Here is an 18996-nt window from a genome sequence, read left to right as displayed (position 1 = left end):
TCGGCGCTGTCCGCTTCTAGCCTCGTGAGCATGGCGATGAACCTGCTCCATCGGGCGCTGTGCAGTTCGGCGCGATGGGAACGAACCAGTGCGACGAAGATCGTGCCGTGGGCACTGCAGGGCCTCGACCTCGGCGAGAACGCGCTCGAGATCGGGCCGGGCTACGGCGCGAACGTGACCGCGTTGCGCGCCCGTACGAGCGCGCTCACCGGGGTGGAGATCGACCCGGCCCTGGCCGCGCGGTTGCGCACCCGGCACGGTTCAGCGATGACCGTGGTGCAGGGTGACGGCGCCGAAATGCCTTTCGCCGCGGAGCAATTCGACTCCGTCGTCTGCTTCACCATGCTGCATCACGTGCCGACCGCGGTGCGGCAGGACCAGGTATTCGCCGACGCACTGCGGGTGTTGCGCCCCGGCGGGGTGTTCGCGGGCAGCGACGGCCTGGACGGTTGGCTGTTCCGGCTCGTCCACCTGGGCGACACCTGCGTGCCGGTGCCACCCGAACACGCCGAAGAGCGGCTGACCCGCCTCGGCTTCACCGATGTAGCGATCGAGATCGGGCAGGGCAGCTTCCGCTTCCGTGCCCGCCGCCCCGCCTGAGTGCCCCGACACTGTTCGGACGCCCGTCGGCGGACCCGATCCGAGCCGATCCGCCACGCGGGCAGTGAGATCGGGCACTCAGGAGAGGTGCGCACGCCGCGAACCGAGGGGTGCCGGCGTGCGCACCTCGGTCACCTACGCTTCGCCGCCACTCCGCTGTCCGCGCCCCGGGACCACATCGGGCCTGCCGAACCCACACGCGAAGGGCGCGACCGGTCGGCTCCGCGCGGTGGATCAGGCAAGCCCGACGCGGATCGTTCGCCGATCGAGCCCGGCCCCGGGCAGCTGCATGATCGCACGAAACAGTGCCTTGCGCGTGAAGCCCGCTCGATCGACCTCGCGGATCCCTGCGCGGGCGTCCGTCTGACCGCGCCGATCCAAGGCCCCGGGCAAGGCGCCCGTCTGGTCGCACCGGTTGAGTTCCGTGCGGGCGTTGCCTGATCGCGTTGTGCTGAACCTTGCACAGGAGTCCCGCTCGAGTGCTCGTGGAATTCCTTGTGCAGAGCGTCCGCGTGCAGAGCGTCCGCGTGCAGAGCGTCCGCGTGCAGAGCGCCCGCGTGCAGAGCGCCCGCGTGCAGAGCGCCCGCCTGATCGCATCGGTTGGGGCCTCGCGCGGACGTTGCCCGATCGGCGTTGTGCAGAACCGTTGCGCAGGAGGCCCGCCCGAGCGAGCATGGCGGATCTTTACGCAGAGCGCCCGCCTGAACGCACGAGTGGATCCCGTGTAGGAATCTGCTCGGCTGCTGCGAGCAGGGGCCAGTGCATCGGAAGCCCGACTCGGGCGAAGTCCTCGCTCAACGCACTGCGGGGGTGGTGAAGTAGGTCGTTGGGTCGAGGGTGTTGATCGGTGTCCAGCGGGGGGCTTCCACGGGGTCGGGTGTGTTCTGCTCCGGGGTGGCTTGGAAGTAGCCCTGGAGTTCCAGTGCGAGGCGTGGGTTTTCGTCGACTCGGCGCGCTATGTCGTAGTAGAGGACGAGGATGTGCAGGCAGCGGGCGGAGCGGGCCTTGCACGAGCAGTCCGTGCCCGCGAGGACCGGCGCGACGGTGAGACCCGCGGCCGTCGCGGCGCGGTGCATGTCGTCGGTGAGCACGGTGGTGTCCGGGATGACCGCGTTGATGGCGGTCACCGCGGCGCGCGGCAGCGGCACCACCTCCAGGTGCAGCGCCGAGGCCTCGCTGCCGCGGTGCAGGGTGGCGCGCACGACGCGGCCCTCGATGGTGGTCTGGATGCTCTGGTGGCGGGCGATGCTACGGGCGCGGGGGAGCAGCGGGTCGGGTCGGGTCTGGCGCAGCGGTTCGGCGAGGCGCACCCAGTCCCTGCCCCACAGGGTGTAGCCGAAGTCGTTGTCCGGCATCAGTTTCCTCGCTTCCGGCGCAGGATTTCGATCAGCTGGTCGTCGTCGAGGCGCGCCAGCGCGGCGATGCCTGCGGAGTCGCCGAGATCGGAGAGCGCGGACTTGCGGTCGTGCATCTTGGCGATGTGCTCTTCGACGGTGGTGGTCGAGGTCAGCGTGGTGACGGTGACCGTGCGGGTCTGGCCGATGCGATGGGCCCGGTCCGAGGCCTGGGCCTCGACGGCCGGGTTCCACCAGCGGTCGAAGTGGATGACGTCGGCGGCGCGGGTCAGGGTGAGCCCGGTGCCCGCGGCGCGCAAGCTGAGCACGAGCACCGGTGGTCCGTCCGCGGCCTGGAAGCCGTCGACGATCGCGGCCCGCTCGGCCTGGTTCAATCCGCCGTGGAAGAAGGGCGTGGTGATCGCGAACTGTTCGGCGAGGTGGCGCACGAGCAGCTCGCCGGTCTGCCGATACTGGGTGAAAATCAAGGTGGGAGCGCCGAGTTCGAGGTTGTTGGCGACGATGTCGGCGCACAGGTCGAGCTTGCCGGAGCGGCCCGCCAGCTCGGTGAGCTCGCCGTTGACCAGGCCGGGATGGTTGCAGACCTGTTTGAGCGCGGTCAATGCCGCGAGCACCCGGCTCTGCCGCTGGGCACCGGAGCCGAAACCGTCGTCGATGGCGCGATTCAGCAGCCGGTCGTAGAGGCTCTCCTGCTCGGTGGTGAGGTCGCAGAGCAGATCAGTGTGGATCTTGGCCGGCAACGAGGCGGCGACCTGGGCCTTCTTCCGTGCGAGCACGACGGGTTCGATGGCGTCGCGCAGCCGGGCCGCGACGTCGGCGGAGCCCTCCTGGATCGGCCGGACGAACCGGCGCCGGAACTGGGTGCGGTGCCCGAACAGTCTGGGCGCCACCAGGTTCAGTAATGCCCAGAGCTCTTCGAGATGGTTTTCCACCGGCGTGCCGGTCAGCGCGACGCGGACCTCGGCGTCGAGCGTCCGCGCCGCCTTGGCGAGTTGGGTGCGCGGGTTCTTGAGCGCCTGCGCCTCGTCGAAAACCGTTGTCGCCCAGCGCTGCTCGCTCAGCAGATGTTCGTGTAGTCGCAGGGTGGGGTACCCGGCGACCACCACCGTGCCCGCCTCGGCCGTGAGCTCGCCGCCGCGCCACACCGTGGCGCGCAATCCCGGTGCGAACCGGTCGATCTCGTGCGCCCAGTTGCCCACCAGGGAGGTAGGGCAGACCACCAGCTGTGGCCCCGTGTCAGCGCGTCCGTGCAGGAAGCCGATGGTCTGCAGGGTCTTGCCGAGTCCCATCTCGTCGGCGAGCACCGCCCCGCCGTGCGCCGCGACGGTCTCCCGCAACCAACTGACCCCGCGCACCTGATACGGCCGCAGCTCGGCCTTCAGCGCCACCGCCAATTCCGCTGCCGCCGCCCGCGTTTCATACAGAATCCGCATCGACCGCGCAGCGGTGACCACCGACGTGCCCACCGCGTCCGGCACCGCGTGCGCCGCGACGGGCAACGTGCCCGCCCGCAATCGAATCAGTTCCGCGCTGTCGAGCAGCGACTCCCCGTCCGCCGGATCAGGATTCGGCAGAGCTAGCGGAGCCTGTGCTGAGGCAGTCGCCTTGTCGCGCGATCCCGCGACATCGACCGCGCCGGAGTCCGCGGCGACCCGGGCATCGCGCATGTCACCGCCCTGACCTGCCGTCCGCGCCGAAACATCGCGTATCGCAGCGTCGTCCGTGCTCTCGGCAAGCAATACCGCCTGCCAGGCACGTACCGATTCCCCCGGGTCCTCGATGTCCGCCCCGGCGAAGGATCGCGGGTCGCGCAGTGCGCAATCGACCTCGATGATCTCGATCGCCCCGTCCGGGCCGACCGGTACCGCGAGCGGGACCGATTCGCGGTCGCCGATCTCGGGTGCGGGGCCGGTGTGCTGACCGGTCCATGTCCACAGGGCGAACATGTGCCGGTCGGGTAGATAGGTGGCCTGTGTGCTGCGCAGAACGAACCCCTTATTCGACGTATGGTGTACGAAGTATCTGAACAACGTACCGGGTGCCGAGTTTGTTCCGAGGAGTTCTGTGGCCGACGAAACCACCGTCGAGCAGGCGAAACAGCTGATCGCGCTGCTGTGGCGGCACGAGGTCCCGCCGCGCCCCGGCGGCCGCGGGCCGAAGCAGACGGTCAGTGTCGACGCCGTGGTCCGGGCCGCGATCGCGCTGGCCGACCGCGACGGGTACGCCAAGGTGTCCATTCGGGCGGTCGCCGCGGAACTGGGCCTGCGGCCGATGAGTCTCTACACCTACGTGCCGAGCAAGGACGCGCTCGCGGTGCTGATGGCGGACGCGGTCGCCGACGAGGACGCGCCGATCCCCGCCACGCTGACGCCGCGTGCGCGGATGGCTACGATCGCCCGCCAGGTGCGCGCGGAGCTGCTCGCGCATCCCTGGCTGCTGGAGGTGCCGCCGTGGCGGCTGGTGCTCGGTCCGGGACGAATGCGTCGTTTCGAGCGGCAGCTGGCCGCGATCGATGGCCTCGGCCTGTCCGAGGTGGAACTGGATCGGGTGATCGCGGTGCTGACCGAGTTCGCGACGGGCAACGCCAGGATGGCGGTCGCCGCGCGGCGGGAGAGCCGGGTGATGACCGACGCGCAGTGGTGGGAGGTGCACGGCCCGCTGCTCTCGGGTGCGATGTCGCCCGCGGCGTTTCCGTTGGCGTCGCGGGTGGGCTCGGTGGTCGGCGAGCTGTACGAGGCGCCCGGCGACCCGGACGGCGCGTTCGAGTACGGCCTCGATCGTCTGCTGGACGGGATACTGCCCGCCGCGACCACCCCCTGAACAGACCGAGAGCGGGCGATCCGTGGATCGCCCGCTCGGGCCGAACGGTGTTCTGTTGTCGGATGTTGTTATCTCAGGACGCGAGGAGTTGATCAGAGCGCGGGAGCGGACTCCGTGTCGATCACGGCTTCCAACTCACGCAGTCGATCCATGTGTTCGTTCGCGTGGTGCTGGCAGAAGAGCAACTCGCCACCTGCGGGCAGAACGGCGCGCACTCGAGCTGCCGCCCCGCAGCGGTCGCAACGATCGACCGCGGTCAGTGGGGTGCTAGTCAGGGTTCCTGGCATGACTCCTCCGTCCTGGCTCCCGGTTCACAGACCGTTTGCCTGGTGTGGGGCCCGTGGTCACTCCGCGGGCTCGCTACCGCTACTTCCCAGCAGTGGTATGACTACTCTGTCAGACGTTCGGGACGGGGGCTTTGTTCCCGTGAGTGATTCGGTGTGTTTTCGATAACACGACCAGGGATTTCGCTACGGGCGAACATTCCAGGTCACGCTTCGAACTCAGTGTGGTCACCACCTCGAACAGGCCGATCCAGTTGTCTACCGGGAGATTACCCGTGACCCATGACACTCACACGCTTGTTCACATATGCACTTTGGCGGAGTGGCTTTCGGCCCGGCAAACCGGTGAATACCGGGCGCCGTCGCTCGATGAGGTGGGGTTCATCCATCTGTCCGCGCCCGAGCAGGCGCATCTGCCCGCCAACCGGCTCTTCGCCGGGCGGCGCGACCTGGTGCTGCTCCGGCTCGATCCGGCCCGTCTCGGTGCGCCGGTGAAGTGGGAGCCCGGCGTGCCGACCGATCCGGCCTCGATGCTCTTCCCGCACCTCTACGGTCCGCTGCCGACCGGCGCGGTCGTCGCGGTCGAGGAGTTCCGGCCCGGTCCCGACGGCGTGTTCGAGCCGCTGGCCAAGTGAGCTAGCGCTCGCGGGCCTCGCGCGCCACGATGGCGGCCTGAACCCGCGACCGCACACCGAGTTTCGTCAGCACCCGGGACACGTGCGTCTTCACCGTGGTCTCGCCGATGAACAGCTTGCCCGCGATCTGTGCGTTGGACAGCCCGTCGCCGAGACAGTCGAGCACCTCGCGCTCGCGCTCGGTGAGTTCGGCGAGCCCGGCCGGTTCCGGTTGGGCGGCATCGGTGTTCGTCGCGGCGAACGCCGAGATCACCGCCCTGGTCACCTCGGGGGCGAGCACGCCGTCGCCCGCGGCCACCGTGCGAACGGCGTCGATGAGCGCCTGCCCCGACGACGACTTGAGCACGAACCCCGACGCGCCCGCACGCAGCGTCCGGAAAACGTACTCGTCCAGGTCGAACGTGGTCAGGATCAGCACCTTGGCCAGTCCGTCGGCGGTGACCCGCTCGGTCGCGGTGATGCCGTCCACCCCCGGCATGCGCACGTCCATCAGCACCACGTGCGGGCGCAGGGCCTTGGCCTGCGACACCGCGACATCGCCGTCGGCCGCCTCGCCGACCACCTCGATATCGTCCTCGGCGTCCAGGATCATCCGCAGTCCCGCGCGGATGGCGGCGTGGTCGTCGGCGATCAGCACCCGGATCGTCATGAGCTGCTCGCGGTCGAAATCGGCAGGCTCGCCAGTACTTCCCAGGTGCCCGCGTTCGTCGCGGCGGTGAAGCTGCCGCCCAGCGCGGCGGCGCGCTCGCGCATGTTGATCAGGCCGCGGTGCGGCTCGCCGTGGTCGGTGGGGCGCACCGTGACCGCCGGAATCGGGTTGCGCACCCGCACCCGCAGCTGTTCCTCGTGTGCACTCACCTCGATGTCGACCCCTTGTCCCGGTGCGTGTTTCATGGCGTTGGTCAAAGCCTCCTGGATGATCCGGTACGCGGCCTGGTCGACCGCGCTCGGCAGTTGCGTGTCGTCGAGGCGTTCGCGCACCCGGACCGCGACCCCGGCCGCGCGGGCGGCGTCGACCAGGATCGGCAGCTGCGCGAGCCGGCGCGGCGCCGCCACCTCGTCGTGGCCCTCGCCGTCGCTGCGCAGCAGCCCGATCATGGTGCGCATCTCCTGCAGGGCGCTGACGCTGTTGGTGCGGATGGACTGCATGATCCCGCTGACGGCGGGGTCGGCCTGCTTGCGGGCCAGCACGCCGAGCGCCGCCTCGGACTGGATCGCGATGGCCGAGAGGTGCCCGGCGATCACGTCGTGCAGGTCGCGGGCCATGGTGGTGCGTTCGTCGGCGATCGCCGCGCGGCGGTCCAACTCGGCCACCAGGGTCAGCGCCTGCGCGCGGGCCCGTTCGGCCGCGGCGACATCCTTGTGCGTGCGTACGGAATTGGCCCACCACAGCGGCGTGGCGATAAAGGCGGCCACCACGAGCACGGCCAGCGAGACATCACGCAGATCGTGCGCGACGACGGCCGTGGTCAGCACCAGCACGAGGGAGAACGTCGCCCAGCCGATGATCACCCAGCGCGAGGTGCGCTTGGTGGCGTAGAGCACCGCCGCGTACATCAGGTCGCCGTAGATCAGCCACACCGGCACCGAGGCGCCGAACCAGAGATCGATCCCCAGCGGGATCAGCCCGACGATCATGGCGGGCACCGGCATTCGGCGCCGCGCCGTCGTCAGCAGGCACAGCGGAGCCAGGACCGCGAGCCGGACCGGTACAGAGACTCCGCGCCCCAGATCGATCAAGGAATACAGACCCGAGGCGTACAGCGCCGTGCACGCGGCGAACACCAGCAGCGCGCCCAGTGCGTCGCGCGCCATCCCCGGAATCTCCGACCATTGCCGCACGCTCCCATCTCAGCACAGCTCTGACCAGGCGCCATCCACCGAAGTGATGACCGGCTAGTCGGCTCGACACGACATCGGTCTACCCTGGAGTGTGTGAATGTCGACGTCACTGCGCTCCCCGGAATCGGAGTCCGAAAAGACTTCGAGGTGCGGTCGGGCCGCCGGATCGGCGTGGTCGCACATCGAGACGGCGACATCGATCTGATCGTCTCGAAACTCGACGACCCCGACGCCTGTGCGGCGCAGATTCCGCTGAACACCGACGAGGCCGCGGTACTGGCCAATCTGCTCGGTGCGCCGCAGCTCGTGGCCGAGTTGAACGAGGAACACAGCGATCTGCCGGGCATCACCACCAGACAGCTGGCGATCGCGGACGGGTCCCCCTACGCGGGACGCACCCTCGGCGAGACGTCGATGCGCACCCGCACGAAGGTGTCGATCGTCGCGGTGATGCGCGCCGGGCAGTTGCACCCTTCGCCCGGACCGGATTTCACCTTCACCGCGGGCGATCTGCTCGTGGTGGTCGGCACCCCGGAAGGCCTCGACGCGGCCGCGAAGATCTTGACCCACGGCTGAGCCCGTGACCGAGTCCGCGCTCGCCTTGATCGAGCTCGGAGCGATCCTGTTCGCCCTCGGCGTTGCCGGGCGGCTGGCGGGTCGCTTCGGGATGTCGCCGATCCCGCTGTATCTGCTCGGCGGTCTCGCGTTCGGTCAGGGCGGTTTGATCGAACTCGACGCCGCCAACGAATTCGGCCATGTGGCAGGCGAAATCGGCGTCGTGCTGCTGTTGCTGCTGCTCGGTCTGGAATACACCGCACCGGAATTGATGACCGGCCTGCGCCGTTCGTGGGCGGCCGGTCTGCTCGACATCGTCGCGAACGCGACACCGGGCGTGCTGGTGGCGTTGATCCTGGGCTGGGGACCGATCGGCGCCGTCACCATGGGCGGGGTCACCTACATCTCGTCGTCGGGCATCGTGGCGAAGGTGCTCGACGATCTCGGGCGGCTCGGTAACCGGGAGACGCCGGTGATCCTGTCGATCCTGGTGTTCGAGGATCTGGCGATGGCGGTGTATCTGCCGATTCTCACCACCATCCTGGCCGGGCTGAGCTTCGTCGGCGGACTGACCTCGCTGGCCATCGCGCTGACCGCGATCACGGTGGTGCTCGTGGTGGCGCTGCGCTACGGCCGGTATGTCTCGGCCATCGTGGACAGCAACGACCGCGAGGTGTTCCTGCTCAAGCTGCTCGGCGCGGCGCTGCTGGTGGCCGGTGTCGCCTCCGCGCTGAACGTGTCCGCAGCGGTGGGGGCGTTCCTGCTCGGCATCGCCATCTCCGGTTCGACCGCGCACGAGGCCGCGAAACTGCTGGAGCCGCTGCGTGATCTGTTCGCGGCGATTTTCTTCGTGGCGTTCGGGCTCACCACCGATCCGACGCAGATCCCGCCGGTGCTCGGCTGGGCGATCGGCCTGGCCCTGGTCACCATGCTGACCAAGATCGGTACCGGCTGGTGGGCGGCGAGCAGGCAGGGCATCGGGCGGATGGGTCGCGCGCGGACCGGCGCGGCGCTGGTCGCGCGCGGGGAGTTCTCCATCGTCATCGCCGGTCTGGCGGTGACCGTCGGCGGCATCGACGGTCAGCTCGCCGCGCTCGCCTCGACCTACGTGTTGCTGATGGCGATTCTCGGGCCGATCGCGGCGCGGGTGGTCGAACCGGTGCTCGGCTGGGCGCTGCGGCGGTCCCGGCGGCCCGCGCTCAGTCGCTGAGCGGCACCGGCGGCCGCTCGGTCACCGACCGGCACCGACTTCCTGCCGTGCCGCCGAGCGGCGTCGCAGCCAGCGGGCGAGCGCCGTCGCGAGGCCGCCCACGACGAAGCCGATCACCGCGCCGCACAGGTGGCCGTAGTCGGTGAAGGTCGGCCCGATCCACAGCGCCGCCACCAGCACGACGGTGAGCGTGCCCGCCCACAGCAGCCGGACCGGCCCGCGGAACCGGTAGGCCATCGCCGCCAGCACTGCCGAAAAGCCGTAGCTGGTACCGACATCCGCGGCGACCGCCACCTTCAACGGGATGATGTCGTGGTCGATGGCGAGCGAGATGCCGGTGACGGTGAGCAGCGTCGCGCCGATGTGCCCGGTGGCGAACAGCACGATCCAGCGGCCGGTGCCGAGCCAGCGTTCGGCGTAGGCCATCACCACCAGGAAGCTGACGATGGTGGTCCAGGGAAACCCGCCCTCGGTCCAGAACGCCGAGGCGACCAGCACCTGCACCGGGTTGTGGCGCATGTTGTAGAGATTGGTCGAGGCCGAGAAGATCAGCCTGCGCTCCACCGAGTCGCCCACCCCGCGCAACGTCCACCAGGTGACGAACAGCGTGAAGGCGTAGGCGGTGCTGGCCGGGGCCGCGCCGAGATGGGTCCGGATCGCGGGCAGCGCACGGCGCGCCAGGGCCGGTGCGCGCAGCCACTGCCATGCGGTGCGCAGCTCGGTCCCGAGGTCGATGGTCTGAGTCCAGGGTGACCGGAACTGGACCGGGGAGGCAACCACGAGCCAAGTGTGCCGTGTCGCGATGGCGCAGGCACGCGACCCGCCCGGCGTGTGCGCTGAGTCACCCGCGGCGAGGCGGCGTCCGTAACCTCGTTTCACACCCGGGCAACATTCGCTCCGAAGAATTGGTCCACCGACCAACGGTATGTGGATGAGGAGTGCGCTGCGTCTATGACGATCGAGGACACGAAGGTCACCCCGAGCTCGGACTATCTGGCCAAGCGCACACTGCGCTCGGGCTCGGCGGGCTGGGTGCTGCTCGCCGGGCTCGGTGTCAGCTATGTGATCTCCGGTGATTACGCGGGCTGGAACAACGGCCTCGCCGAAGGCGGTTTCGGTGGGTTGCTCATCGCGACCGTGCTGATCGCCGGTATGTATCTGGCCATGGTGCTCGGCATGGCCGAGCTGTCCTCGGCGTTGCCCGCGGCGGGCGGCGGCTACACCTTCGCCCGGCGCGCGCTCGGTCCGTGGGGCGGATTCGCCACCGGCACAGCGATTCTGCTGGAGTACGCGATCGCGCCCGCCGCCATCGCCACCTTCATCGGCGGCTACGTCGAGTCGCTGCACCTGTTCGGTCTCACCGACGGCTGGTGGGTCTATCTCGCGGTGTACGCGCTGTTCATCGGGGTGCATCTGACCGGAGCGGGGGAGGCGCTCAAGGCGATGTTCGTGATCACCGGGATCGCGCTGGCCGGGCTGGCGGTGTTCGCGGTCTCGGCGTGGGGGCGGTTCGAGGTGGGCAATCTGACCGATATCCCGGCCGACCCCGACGCGCTGGGCAGCTCGGAGTTCCTGTCGTTCGGCGTGTTCGGGATCTGGGCCGCGGTGCCGTTCGCGATCTGGTTCTTCCTTGCCGTGGAAGGGGTTCCGCTGGCTGCCGAGGAGGCGCGGGAACCGGAGCGCACCGTGCCGCGCGGCATCATCAGCGCGATGGTCGTGCTGCTCGTCACCGCCGCGGTCGTGCTGTTCCTGGCCACTGGAGCGATTGGCGCGCAAGCCATTTCGGTGTCGGGCAATCCGCTGGTCGAGGCGCTGGGCGACAGCGGCGCGGCCAAGGTGGTGAACTACATCGGCCTGGCGGGGCTGGTGGCCAGCTTCTTCTCGATCGTCTACGCGTACTCGCGGCAGACCTTCGCGCTGTCGCGGGCGGGTTACCTGCCGACTCGGCTCTCGGTGACCAACGCGCGCAAGGCGCCGGTGCTGGCGTTGATCGTGCCCGGCGTGCTCGGCTTCGCGCTGTCGCTGACCGGTAAAGGGGCGATGCTGCTGAACATGGCCGTGTTCGGCGCGGCGCTCAGCTACGTGCTGATGATGGTCAGCCACATCGTGTTACGCGTGCGAGAGCCGCAGATGCCGCGCCACTACCGCACTCCCGGCGGCGTGTACACCACCGCGTTCGCGCTCGTGATCGCCTGTGCCGCGGTGCTCGCCACGTTCCTGGTCGATCCGGTCGCGGCGGCGTGGACCCTCGCCGCGTTCTGCGCCTGCATGGCGTACTTCGGCTTGTACAGCAGGCACCGGCTGGTCGCCGGTTCGCCGGACGAGGAGTTCGCGGTGCTCGCCGAGGCGGATCGCGCATGACCCGCTACACCCAGCACCTCGGCGGCACCAGCTACAGCTTCGACGGCTTGGTCGAATTGCTCGCCAAGGCAACGCCGCAACGCAGCGGAGACGAACTGGCCGGCTGCGCGGCGAGCTCGGACGCGGAGCGGGCCGCGGCCCAGTGGGCGCTCGCGGACGTGCCGCTGACCCGGTTTCTCGACGAGCTCGTTGTGCCCTACGAGACCGACGAGGTCACCCGGCTGATCATCGACGGTCACGATCGTGTTGCCTTCCAAGCGGTTTCGGCACTGACCGTCGGCGGCCTGCGGGACTGGCTGCTCGCCGTCGCGGCGGAGCCCGGCGCGGCCGCCGTCCTGCGGGCGCTCGCGCCGGGGCTGACGCCGGAGATGGTGGCTGCGGTCAGCAAGATCATGCGCAATCAGGACCTCATCGCGGTGGCGCGGGCCTGCGAGGTGACCGCGGGCTTTCGCACCACCGTCGGATTGCCCGGCACGCTGGCCACCCGGTTGCAGCCGAACCATCCCACCGACGATCCGCGCGGCATCGCCGCCGCCACCCTCGACGGTCTGCTGCTCGGCTGCGGTGACGCGGTGATCGGCGTCAATCCGGCCACCGATTCGCCGCGGGCGACCGCGGACCTGCTCAGCCTGCTGGACGAGGTGCGCACCCGCTTCGCCATCCCGACCCAGTCCTGTGTGCTCTCGCACGTGACGACGACGATCGGGTTGATCGAGGCGGGCGCGCCGGTCGACCTGGTATTCCAGTCGATCGCGGGCACCGAGGGCGCCAACGCGGGCTTCGGTGTGACGCTGTCGCTGCTGCGCGAGGGCAACGAGGCGGGCCGTTCGCTGCGCCGCGGCACGGTCGGTGACAACGTCATGTACCTGGAAACCGGTCAGGGATCGGCACTTTCGGCGGGCGCGCATCTGGGCACCGGCGGCAAACCGGTCGATCAGCAGACGCTCGAGGCCCGCGCCTACGCCGTCGCCCGCGACCTGGAGCCGTTGCTGGTCAACACCGTCGTCGGCTTCATCGGCCCCGAATACCTCTACGACGGAAAACAGATCATCCGCGCCGGGCTCGAGGACCACTTCTGCGGCAAGCTGCTCGGCCTCCCGATGGGTGTGGACGTCTGCTACACCAACCACGCCGAAGCCGACCAGGACGACATGGACACCTTGCTCACCCTGCTCGGCGCCGCCGGGTGCGCGTTCGTCATCGCGGTACCCGGCGCAGACGATGTCATGCTCGGCTACCAGAGCCTCAGCTTCCACGACGCCCTCTACGCCCGCCGCGTCCTGAACCTGCGCCCCGCACCCGAATTCGAATCCTGGCTGGCCGGGCTCGGCATGATCGACCAGGCGGGCCGGGTCTTGCCGGTCGCGCCCCTCACCTCGCCGTTGCGCGCGCTGGCGGGTGCGTGATGGCGCGCCGACACCTGGAAATCGCCTCGGAGCAACAGTTCTGGCAGGAGTTGCGGCGCAGCACGCAGTCCAGGATCGGGCTCGGGCGCGCCGGTGACGCGTTGCCCACCGCACGGGTGCTCGAATTCCGTGCGGCGCATGCGGCCGCGCGCGACGCCGTGCACATGCCGTTGGACGTCGCGGACCTGAGCGAACGTGTCGCCGCGCTGGGCCTTGGTGAGCCCGTGCACGTCCGCAGTTCGGCCCGGGATCGCGCGGAATACCTGCGCCGACCGGACCTCGGCCGAGTACCCGCCGAAGGCGATGCACAGCCGGTCCGCTCGTCCGTCGCTGAGCGGCGCGGCGCGGCGACGAGTGCGGCTTTGCCCCCGGCTGCTGTCCCGCGCTGTGGGGCGGATATCGGGTTCGTGCTCGCGGACGGGCTGTCTCCGCGGGCGCTCGCCGACCACGGTGTCCCCACCTTGGCCGCGCTCGAAGCCGAACTGGCGCCGCACTATTCGCTCGCGCCGCCGGTGATCGCGACGCAGGCTCGGGTCGCCCTGGGCGACCACATCGCCGCGGCACTGGGTGTCCGCACCGTGATCGTGCTGATCGGTGAACGTCCCGGGCTCTCGGTGGCCGACAGCCTCGGCATCTACCTCACTCACCTTCCGCACCCCGGCCGCACCGACGCCGACCGCAACTGTGTCTCCAACATCCATCCCCCGGAAGGCCTCAGCTACACCCACGCCGCGAAAGTGGTGGCCGGCTTGGTCTCCGGCGCCCACCGCCTCGGCCGCTCCGGCGTGGACCTGAAGGACACCTCCCGCGCGGACGCCCTCCCGGTCACCGAGGTCATCGCCCTCGACTGATCCCGACGCTGCCCGCTCATCAGATGAGGGGAGTGGGCAGCGTCGAGATCTCTCGGCCCGCCACGCCCCACGAATCAGGCGCCCGGTGCGGGACCTCCGAACATAGGTTCGCGAGTTCACATCTCCGGCGCGTGCGAGGTCTTCGCACCTTCTCGAGGGCGAAACACGCTGTGTCGCACGATTGTCGCTGTGCGTAGTCTCCGGCTCGGACAACGGACGGGGCGGTCGATTGCCGTGCTAGTCTGCGCAGTTCGGTTGCGCCTCTTGGTGCTTCATCGATTGCGAGGGACATCGGATGGTTATGCGGGGCGTTCGGCGCGGGCGCTCGGGTCGGGATGATCGCCTGCGTGGGCGGGTTGGCGGCCGCGCTTCCCGAAAAGATCCTCGACGATCACCTCGGACGGCACCGATTCAGGCCTCGGCGAGTGAGCCGCTGCCGTGCCGACCACCGAACAAGAAGCCCTCGGCGTCGCCACCGCGCAGATGCGGCGTATCAAGCATGAGTTGGAGAACTGAAAATGACCCGAATGAAAGCTTTCACGATGGTATTCGCTTTGGGCGCAGGAATTCTCGCGGGCTGTGGCGACGAGAGGTCCGATCAGGCCTATTGCGACGCCCTGAAAGATCTCGGCAGCGGTAGCTATGTGCCCAACACCGCGAATTCGGAGACCGTGCCCAAGATGCGCAAGATCGCCGAGCTGGCACCGCCGGATATCGAAAGCGATTGGCACGAACTCGCGGACTCGCAAGAAAGGCTCATGAAATCCACCGCCCCCGACCCCGCACCCCTGCAGGCCGATATCGGTTCGGTCGCCCAGCGCATCGTCGACTACAACCAGAAGACCTGTATGAAGTGAATCGCGCACGACCGCGACCGGAGCCGGTGTGTGCCGGACGGTGGTCGTGGGCAGCGCGGGTGCGGACGGTCCGCACCCGCGCTGCGACCGTCAGAGCGGGCCCGCGTCTTTCAGCACCCGCCGGGTCTGCGCGAACAGCATGCCGACGTTGACGCTCTTGCGGCAGACGACGACGATGACGACGTCTTCGCGGCTCTCGGTGCGGACGAACAGGTGGGTCAGATTGTCGCTGTTCACCAGGATCTCCTGGAAGTAGTGCCGTTCGGTGCGGACACCGCGGCGTTCCTTCCAGATGTTCTCGATCATCACGACATTGCGGCCCTGGAACAGCTCCAGGGTCGCCGCCGCGAGTAGGTCGAGTACCTCCGCCGGGTGCGTGTCGATCGTCTGCACCGCCAGGAGCATGCCGGTGGACATGTCGATGGCGCCGGAAGCCAGGCATTCCGGCACTTCGTCGCGGAGTGTCTTGACCAGCGCCGCGACCCGATCGGTCATGCTAGCCGGGTTTACCCCACCGGTGATATTCATTGTTTCCCTTCTGATTCCGCTTTCGGCGGCTTGTGGACGGTCACGTCTGAGGTAGCGGTGCCGCGCCGGGGCGTGGCAGGGTGCACGGCCTGCGGTGCGCGGGGCGGCAACATGTCGTTGATCCCGCTGGCGCCGCGGCGCCGTCGCGGTAGTGCCTTCATGCCGCTGCGCGGTGCCGGGTTCGGCCCGCTCGCGTCGTGCCGCGGTGGCGGCACCACCAGGAGGTCCTCGGCCAGCATGCGGGAGACCTCGACGCTGACGGCATACAGGCTGCGGCACAACAGGAACGCGATGTCGCGGCAGCTGCGCTCACCGTTGACCTGCCGCAGGATCTCCTGGCGCAGTCCGCTCGCGCCCTCGGCGCGCAGGCTCGTGCCGAGCGCGGTGGGCAGCAATCGGTTTCGATGCGGCGAGACCCGGCCATGGCTCAGCGCGCACAGTCGCCGTTCGGTCTCGGTGAGCAGCCAGTCGGGTTCCAGATGGGCGCCGTCGCCGGGCATGTCGTCGTCACCGCGGTCCCAGCTGCAGCGTTCGATCCACCCGGCGGCGATCGCGAAGGCGCCGTCGACGGCGGCGAGCATGGTGACGGCACGCAATTCGGCGTCACCGATGTCGCGGCGTCCCGGGCGGGTCAGTAGTTCCGGCACCCCTGGAGCGCCGGGCGATCGCACATCGGCGACCCGGCCGCGGATCACCTCGAAGGTGCCGCCGGGGTCGCCGGTCACCCGCAGGGATCCGGTGCGCGGGTCGGCAGCCGGTGCGGTCAGTTCCCGTACCACCTGTTGCGTGGCGGCACGGCCGAGGATGGGCAGCCGGGTACTGGTGAAAAGGTCGGACGCGGTCACGAACCACCTGGTATCGGTATGTCTTTCGACGGGAGAGAACCGAAAGGAGGTGCGGCGCAACCGATGCGGTGCGGAAAGCGGCGTCAGCCGAATCCGGTGCCGTCGTCCCTACCTCTCGACAAGAGCGGCGATCGTCAGCGAGCGCTCGATAGTCGGAGGCGGATCGACGAGCCGGACGGCGGCGGCTGATGCGAAGCGATCACGGGGACTTCCTGGAATTGTGGTCGAGCACGACCGGAATGTCTTGGCGGCCAGGTGCTGCCGCGTCGGATCGATCCTGTCAGTCCAGGATTTTTGGAGCAATAGGTTCCGGGAAATTGGTCCAGAACTGGTGACTCCCGGGGGTCGGAAAAAACCAAACGCCCGCATCTGCCGACCGCCGAAAATCCAGGCGGCACAACAAATGCGGGCGTCGGGGGAGCTGCTAGTCCAGGTAGTCGCGCAGGACCTGAGACCGGCTGGGGTGGCGCAGCTTGCTCATCGTCTTGGACTCGATCTGGCGGATGCGCTCGCGGGTGACCCCGTAGACCTGGCCGATCTCGTCGAGGGTGCGCGGCTGGCCGTCGGTGAGGCCGAAGCGCAGCCGGACCACGCCCGCCTCGCGCTCGGACAGCGTCTCCAGCACCGACTGCAGCTGATCCTGCAGCAGCGTGAAGCTCACCGCGTCGACGGCGACCACGGCCTCGGAGTCCTCGATGAAGTCACCGAGCTGGCTGTCGCCCTCGTCGCCGATGGTCTGGTCCAGCGAGATGGGCTCACGCGCGTACTGCTGGATCTCCAGCACCTTCTCGGGCGTGATGTCCATTTCCTTGGCCAGCTCCTCCGGGGTGGGCTCACGGCCCAGGTCCTGGAGCAGCTCGCGCTGGATGCGGCCGAGCTTGTTGATGACCTCGACCATGTGCACCGGGATGCGGATGGTGCGGGCCTGGTCGGCCATGGCGCGGGTGATGGCCTGCCGGATCCACCAGGTGGCGTACGTGGAGAACTTGTAGCCCTTGGTGTAGTCGAACTTCTCGACCGCGCGGATCAGACCCAGGTTGCCCTCCTGGATCAGGTCGAGGAACGCCATGCCGCGGCCGGTGTAGCGCTTGGCCAGCGAGACGACCAGGCGCAGGTTGGCCTCGAGCAGATGGTTCTTGGCCCGGTTGCCGTCGCGGACGATCCAGTTGTAGTCGCGGCGCATCGCGACCGGCAGCTTCTCGCCCTGCTCGGTGAACTCGCGCACCTTCTCCGCCGCGTAGAGGCCCGCCTCGATCCGCTTGGCGAGTTCGACCTCCTCCTCGGCGTTGAGCAGCGCGACCTTGCCGATCTGCTTGAGGTAGGCGCGCACCGAGTCGGCGGACGCGGTGAGCTCGGCGTCCTTGCGGGCCTGCCGCAGGGCCTCGGATTCCTCTTCGTCCCAGACGAAATCGCCGGAGGCCTTGTCGGCGGCGGAGGGCTCGGACTCTTCCTCGGCGGCCTCGGCCACCTCCTCGACGACGAGGTCTTCGGCTTCTTCGGTGAGGTCGTCCTCGGAGACCTCGAGATCGCCGAGGTCCTCGATGTCGAGCGACTCGTCGTCGCCGACCTCGTCGGCACCGGGCTCGCCGTCGCCGCCCACCTTCTTGGTGGCAGCCTTCTTGGCCGGTGCCTTGGCCCCCTTGGCGGCGGCCTTCTTCGCCGGCGCCTTCTTGGCCGCGGCCTTCTTCGCGGGGGCCTTCTTCGCGGCAGCCGCCTTACGGACCGGCCGTGCTTCGGTTACATCTGCGGAATCGGCCTCGGCCGAATCGGCGGTCTGACGGGTATTCGTGGCTACCACGTACGCCCTTTCGTGACGGTCTCGTGCGGCGTCACGCCAGAGTGGTCTTCCGGCGGAGCGGTCTGTCGGGTTTCACCGGCGGAGGGCCGGTCGGGTTGCACCGGCCCACGACTACGTCGCGGGCCGAGGGCGCTGTGCCTGTGATTCACTCGCTTGCGGTCGTGAACAGGCCGGGCACGTTCCATTGTAACGATCTAACCAGGGTACCTTCGCCCGCGATGTCGCCTACGGTGCGGGAGCGTTTACGGATTCTCGCATGACGCGCCCATGTTATGGCGCGATACCGGCATCGATGGCCATCGCCGCGCCGACGATGCCGGCGGTGTTCTTCAGGTGCGCGGGGATGACCTGAGTTCGATTGGTGAGCAAGGGAATCCACAGGTCGGCATCGCGGCTGATACCGCCTCCCGCGACGAATACTTTCGGCCAGAAGAGATTTTCCAGGCCGATCAGCACGGTGCTGACCGCGGCGGCCCACTGTTCGTAGCTCAATCCGTCGCGATCCTTGATCGACGCGGCGGCCCGGTGCTCGGTCTCCATCCCGCCGATCTCGAGGTGCCCGAGTTCGCTGTTGGCCACCAGCGTGCCCTGGTACAGCAGGGCAGAGCCGATGCCGGTGCCGAAGGTCAGCAGCAGCACGAGCCCGTCGAAATCCTTTGCCGCGCCGTAGCGGTCCTCGGCCAGCCCGGCCGCGTCGGCGTCGTTGAGCACGGTGACCGGTCGCCCGTCGAGCGCGTCGGAGAACAGGGCGCGCGCGTCGGTGCCCACCCACGCCTTGTCGATGTTGGCGGCGGTGCGGGCGACGCCGTCGAGCACGACCGAGGGCAGGGTGATGCCCACCGGGCCGTCCCAATCGGCCTGCGCGACCAGCTTCGCCACCGCGTCGGCGACGGCCTGCGGAGTGGACGGCCGCGGCGTCGCGATCTTGATCCGTTCGTGGACCAGCTCACCGGTGGCCAGATCCACCGCGCCGCCCTTGACGCCGCTGCCGCCGATATCGATGCCGAATGCGTGCCCCCGAGCGGACATGACCAACCCCTCGTTCCTGT

Annotated in this window: 19 protein-coding genes; 9 read left to right on the top strand and 10 right to left on the bottom strand. The window is 69.0% G+C overall.

Features of this window, described 5'->3' with window-relative positions; all coding sequences use genetic code 11:
• Window positions 1-30 precede the first annotated feature (30 nt).
• Window positions 31-600, top strand: coding sequence for a class I SAM-dependent methyltransferase (locus F5X71_RS24175; RefSeq protein ID WP_167464090.1), 570 nt, complete (start codon window positions 31-33; stop codon window positions 598-600).
• Window positions 601-1394: 794 nt separating this feature from the next.
• On the opposite strand, the gene F5X71_RS24170 is transcribed toward F5X71_RS24175, so the two are convergent.
• Both F5X71_RS24170 and F5X71_RS24165 read right to left on the bottom strand, forming a co-directional pair.
• Entirely contained in the window at window positions 1395-1955 is a 561-nt protein-coding gene (locus tag F5X71_RS24170; protein WP_167464089.1) for a hypothetical protein, read from the bottom strand.
• Window positions 1955-3901, bottom strand: a complete 1947-nt coding sequence (locus F5X71_RS24165; protein WP_238815437.1) for a DEAD/DEAH box helicase — start codon at window positions 3899-3901, stop codon at window positions 1955-1957. The genes F5X71_RS24170 and F5X71_RS24165 overlap by 1 nt, the downstream gene beginning before the upstream one ends.
• A 118-nt stretch (window positions 3902-4019) precedes the next feature.
• On the opposite strand from F5X71_RS24165, the gene F5X71_RS24155 reads away from it, so the two are divergent.
• The gene (locus tag F5X71_RS24155) at window positions 4020-4775 is read left to right on the top strand and encodes a TetR/AcrR family transcriptional regulator (RefSeq protein WP_174817127.1); all 756 of its coding nucleotides are present in this window, start codon (window positions 4020-4022) and stop codon (window positions 4773-4775) included.
• Between the two features lie 92 nt (window positions 4776-4867).
• Here F5X71_RS24155 and F5X71_RS37145 read toward each other — a convergent pair whose 3' ends face one another.
• On the bottom strand, window positions 4868-5062 hold the full coding sequence (locus F5X71_RS37145; RefSeq protein ID WP_029903635.1) for a DUF7455 domain-containing protein: 195 nt from the start codon (window positions 5060-5062) through the stop codon (window positions 4868-4870).
• Between the two features lie 272 nt (window positions 5063-5334).
• Between F5X71_RS37145 and F5X71_RS24145 the strand changes: the two genes are divergently transcribed.
• Window positions 5335-5694: a DUF952 domain-containing protein gene (locus tag F5X71_RS24145; RefSeq protein ID WP_167464088.1), complete on the top strand. Its 360-nt coding sequence runs from the start codon at window positions 5335-5337 to the stop codon at window positions 5692-5694.
• Window position 5695: 1 nt separating this feature from the next.
• On the opposite strand, the gene F5X71_RS24140 is transcribed toward F5X71_RS24145, so the two are convergent.
• Window positions 5696-6343, bottom strand: a complete 648-nt coding sequence (locus F5X71_RS24140) for a response regulator (RefSeq protein WP_167464087.1) — start codon at window positions 6341-6343, stop codon at window positions 5696-5698.
• Window positions 6340-7509: a sensor histidine kinase gene (locus tag F5X71_RS24135; protein WP_238815436.1), complete on the bottom strand. Its 1170-nt coding sequence runs from the start codon at window positions 7507-7509 to the stop codon at window positions 6340-6342. Before F5X71_RS24135 ends, F5X71_RS24140 begins: the two co-directional genes overlap by 4 nt.
• A 120-nt stretch (window positions 7510-7629) precedes the next feature.
• On the opposite strand from F5X71_RS24135, the gene F5X71_RS24130 reads away from it, so the two are divergent.
• A complete protein-coding gene (locus tag F5X71_RS24130) occupies window positions 7630-8112 on the top strand; it encodes a cation:proton antiporter regulatory subunit (protein ID WP_167464085.1) in 483 nt (160 codons plus the stop codon).
• Between the two features lie 4 nt (window positions 8113-8116).
• On the top strand, window positions 8117-9301 hold the full coding sequence (locus F5X71_RS24125; RefSeq protein ID WP_167464084.1) for a cation:proton antiporter: 1185 nt from the start codon (window positions 8117-8119) through the stop codon (window positions 9299-9301).
• Between the two features lie 21 nt (window positions 9302-9322).
• On the opposite strand, the gene F5X71_RS24120 is transcribed toward F5X71_RS24125, so the two are convergent.
• Window positions 9323-10081, bottom strand: coding sequence for a rhomboid family intramembrane serine protease (locus F5X71_RS24120; protein ID WP_238815435.1), 759 nt, complete (start codon window positions 10079-10081; stop codon window positions 9323-9325).
• 171 nt (window positions 10082-10252) lie between these two features.
• On the opposite strand from F5X71_RS24120, the gene eat reads away from it, so the two are divergent.
• The 4 genes from eat (at window position 10253) to F5X71_RS24100 (ending at window position 14776) form a co-directional block, all read left to right on the top strand.
• Window positions 10253-11662 carry an ethanolamine permease gene (gene eat / locus F5X71_RS24115; RefSeq protein ID WP_167464083.1) on the top strand — a complete coding sequence of 470 codons (1410 nt, stop codon included), beginning with the start codon at window positions 10253-10255 and terminating at the stop codon, window positions 11660-11662.
• Window positions 11659-13068: an ethanolamine ammonia-lyase subunit EutB gene (locus F5X71_RS24110; protein ID WP_167464082.1), complete on the top strand. Its 1410-nt coding sequence runs from the start codon at window positions 11659-11661 to the stop codon at window positions 13066-13068. Before eat ends, F5X71_RS24110 begins: the two co-directional genes overlap by 4 nt.
• Window positions 13068-13919, top strand: a complete 852-nt coding sequence (gene eutC / locus F5X71_RS24105) for an ethanolamine ammonia-lyase subunit EutC (protein WP_167464081.1) — start codon at window positions 13068-13070, stop codon at window positions 13917-13919. The genes F5X71_RS24110 and eutC overlap by 1 nt, the downstream gene beginning before the upstream one ends.
• 527 nt (window positions 13920-14446) lie before the next feature.
• Window positions 14447-14776 (top strand): hypothetical protein, encoded by a 330-nt coding sequence (locus F5X71_RS24100; RefSeq protein WP_167464080.1) that lies wholly within the window; start codon window positions 14447-14449, stop codon window positions 14774-14776.
• A 90-nt stretch (window positions 14777-14866) separates the two neighbouring features.
• On the opposite strand, the gene F5X71_RS24095 is transcribed toward F5X71_RS24100, so the two are convergent.
• From F5X71_RS24095 to ppgK, 4 genes are all read right to left on the bottom strand, one after another.
• Entirely contained in the window at window positions 14867-15271 is a 405-nt protein-coding gene (locus tag F5X71_RS24095; RefSeq protein ID WP_238815434.1) for a hypothetical protein, read from the bottom strand.
• A 29-nt stretch (window positions 15272-15300) separates the two neighbouring features.
• Window positions 15301-16149 carry a hypothetical protein gene (locus F5X71_RS24090; RefSeq protein WP_167464078.1) on the bottom strand — a complete coding sequence of 283 codons (849 nt, stop codon included), beginning with the start codon at window positions 16147-16149 and terminating at the stop codon, window positions 15301-15303.
• A 424-nt stretch (window positions 16150-16573) separates the two neighbouring features.
• Complete coding sequence (locus F5X71_RS24085; RefSeq protein ID WP_167464077.1) at window positions 16574-17947, bottom strand: RNA polymerase sigma factor; 1374 nt, start codon at window positions 17945-17947, stop codon at window positions 16574-16576.
• A gap of 270 nt (window positions 17948-18217) precedes the next feature.
• Window positions 18218-18976 carry a polyphosphate--glucose phosphotransferase gene (ppgK, locus tag F5X71_RS24080; protein WP_167464076.1) on the bottom strand — a complete coding sequence of 253 codons (759 nt, stop codon included), beginning with the start codon at window positions 18974-18976 and terminating at the stop codon, window positions 18218-18220.
• Between the last annotated feature and the right edge of the window lie 20 nt (window positions 18977-18996).

Source organism: Nocardia brasiliensis (assembly GCF_011801125.1).
Taxonomy (GTDB): domain Bacteria; phylum Actinomycetota; class Actinomycetes; order Mycobacteriales; family Mycobacteriaceae; genus Nocardia; species Nocardia brasiliensis_C.
The sequence above is the reverse complement of the archived record's forward strand: the minus strand, read 5'-3'. Positions and strand labels throughout refer to the sequence as shown.

Excerpts from the sequence above, each read along its gene's own strand:
- F5X71_RS24110 (WP_167464082.1), top strand. The coding sequence starts at position 11,659 with ATGACCCGCTACACCCAGCACCTCGGCGGCACCAGCTACAGCTTCGAC.
- F5X71_RS24175 (WP_167464090.1), top strand. The coding sequence starts at position 31 with ATGGCGATGAACCTGCTCCATCGGGCGCTGTGCAGTTCGGCGCGATGG.
- F5X71_RS24100 (WP_167464080.1), top strand. The coding sequence starts at position 14,447 with ATGAAAGCTTTCACGATGGTATTCGCTTTGGGCGCAGGAATTCTCGCG.
- F5X71_RS24135 (WP_238815436.1), bottom strand. The coding sequence starts at position 7,509 with ATGGCGCGCGACGCACTGGGCGCGCTGCTGGTGTTCGCCGCGTGCACG.
- F5X71_RS24170 (WP_167464089.1), bottom strand. The coding sequence starts at position 1,955 with ATGCCGGACAACGACTTCGGCTACACCCTGTGGGGCAGGGACTGGGTG.
- F5X71_RS24165 (WP_238815437.1), bottom strand. The coding sequence starts at position 3,901 with ATGTTCGCCCTGTGGACATGGACCGGTCAGCACACCGGCCCCGCACCC.
- F5X71_RS24095 (WP_238815434.1), bottom strand. The coding sequence starts at position 15,271 with ATGACCGATCGGGTCGCGGCGCTGGTCAAGACACTCCGCGACGAAGTG.
- F5X71_RS24140 (WP_167464087.1), bottom strand. The coding sequence starts at position 6,343 with ATGACGATCCGGGTGCTGATCGCCGACGACCACGCCGCCATCCGCGCG.
- eutC (WP_167464081.1), top strand. The coding sequence starts at position 13,068 with ATGGCGCGCCGACACCTGGAAATCGCCTCGGAGCAACAGTTCTGGCAG.
- eat (WP_167464083.1), top strand. The coding sequence starts at position 10,253 with ATGACGATCGAGGACACGAAGGTCACCCCGAGCTCGGACTATCTGGCC.
- F5X71_RS37145 (WP_029903635.1), bottom strand. The coding sequence starts at position 5,062 with ATGCCAGGAACCCTGACTAGCACCCCACTGACCGCGGTCGATCGTTGC.
- ppgK (WP_167464076.1), bottom strand. The coding sequence starts at position 18,976 with ATGTCCGCTCGGGGGCACGCATTCGGCATCGATATCGGCGGCAGCGGC.